The 1,559-nt window shown below is 64.6% G+C and carries 1 pseudogene; it reads right to left on the bottom strand.

Going from position 1 to position 1,559, the window contains the following annotated elements:
• Positions 1 to 1,464, bottom strand: a pseudogene (locus AB0J42_RS37635) (ISAzo13 family transposase); the annotation flags it as partial.
• Positions 1,465 to 1,559 lie beyond the last annotated feature (95 nt).

Raw genomic sequence — 1,559 nt, 5'->3', positions numbered from 1 at the left:
GCCGAACAGGTCGGCCAGGGATTGTTGATCGCATAGTTGGCGTCCGGCCAGCACGGTGGCCAGGATCCGATCCGCATCGGTGATCTTTTGTGTGAAGACGCCGCGCCGGCTTCCGGGACGAGGGGCGCCGCCGCGTCGGCGGTGACGACGTTGCTCGATGACGGCTTGGTAGGGCACGGCGAGCCGTTGGAGGAGGCCGTGGAAGTCTTCGCGGGCCATCCCGGTCAGCTCTGGATGAGACAGGGCCTGCGATAGCTGCATCTGCTCGGTGGCCTCTCCCTGATCCAGCCATTTGCGCAGGTCCCGGGCGCGAGAGAAGTAGTGCGTGGTCTGCGGGATGGTGATCTTATGTTCGTCCAGGAGGAGGCGAGTTTGTCTGACCGCCTCACCAATGGTGGCCGGGTTGGTGCCCAGCAGATCGGCCAGGACTTTCTGCGGACAGACTCCTCGCAGATAGACGAGGGTGACCAGGACGCGGTCGGCGTCACTGAGCAGGGGGCGGCCGTGGGCTCCGGGGGCTTGCAGGCGTCTCCGGCCGCGTTGCTGAAATTTGCGTTGCTCGGCTTGAGCCGCCTGGGCCGGAGCCAGCTGCCGGCGCAGGGCGTCTAAGGTTTCGGTCGTCATGCCGGTCACGCGGGGCTCGGCCAGCATCGTCAGGAGTTGAGCTCGGGCACGTTCTCGATCACCAGCCGTGGTGGCCTGCTTGGTGTTCGGGCCGGTGGGGGCGATGGTGTAGTTCCAGATGCCGCGGTGCTCATGCGGACTGATCGGCAGCGAACGCAGGTACTCGCGGCTGATGGCGATCCCGGTCGGGTACGCGCTCGTGTCGAGCTCGGCGTGGACGCGTAGCCCGGTGCGGGTTCGTGTCGCGGCGATGCTGTTCACGACGACTTCGTGGCTGGTCAGTGGCCTGCCGCGCCAGTTCAGGGTGATGTGGGAGAACAACCGGTGCTCAATCTTGTTCCACTTCGACGTTCCCGGAGGGAAGTGGCACACGGTTACCGTCAGCCCGCTCTCGGCGGCGAACGCTGCCAGCTCGGCCTTCCAGAGCCGGTAGCGGTAGCTGTTGGAGCCGCCGCAGTCGGCAGTGATCAACAGTCGGTCGGCGGCCGGGTAGTCCACCCGTCCGCGGGAGCACCACCAGCGCCGGATCGACTCCACCGCAAACACTGAGGTGTCGTGATCAGTGCCTACGTTCACCCAGCCGGAATCGCGGGTCAGGTCGTAGATGCCGAACGGGATCGCCACGTCCACGTCCGGGCCGATGAAGTAGAAGCTGTGGTCCTCCACCTTGACCGGGTCGCCTTTCGGCCGCCACTGCCGTCCGGGGTTGGGTAGTTGCCCGAGCTGTTCCTTCTTCTTGGCGTCGATGCTGATCACGGGCTGCCCAGCGGCTTGATGCTGTTTGACCTGCTCGTTGAGATACCGGAACTGGGCATCCCGGTCGGGATGCTGCTTGCCCTCCGGCCGCGTCCAAGATCGTGGTGTATGAGAATGAAGCCACTCTGCGATCTGGTGCTATTTAAGCAGCAATAGCATCAGCTGTCACATTTGTATCA

Source organism: Nonomuraea sp. NPDC049649, from assembly GCF_040675175.1.
Taxonomy (GTDB): domain Bacteria; phylum Actinomycetota; class Actinomycetes; order Streptosporangiales; family Streptosporangiaceae; genus Nonomuraea.
Note: the sequence above shows the minus strand (reverse complement) of the source record. Positions and strands in the feature narration are given on the sequence as shown.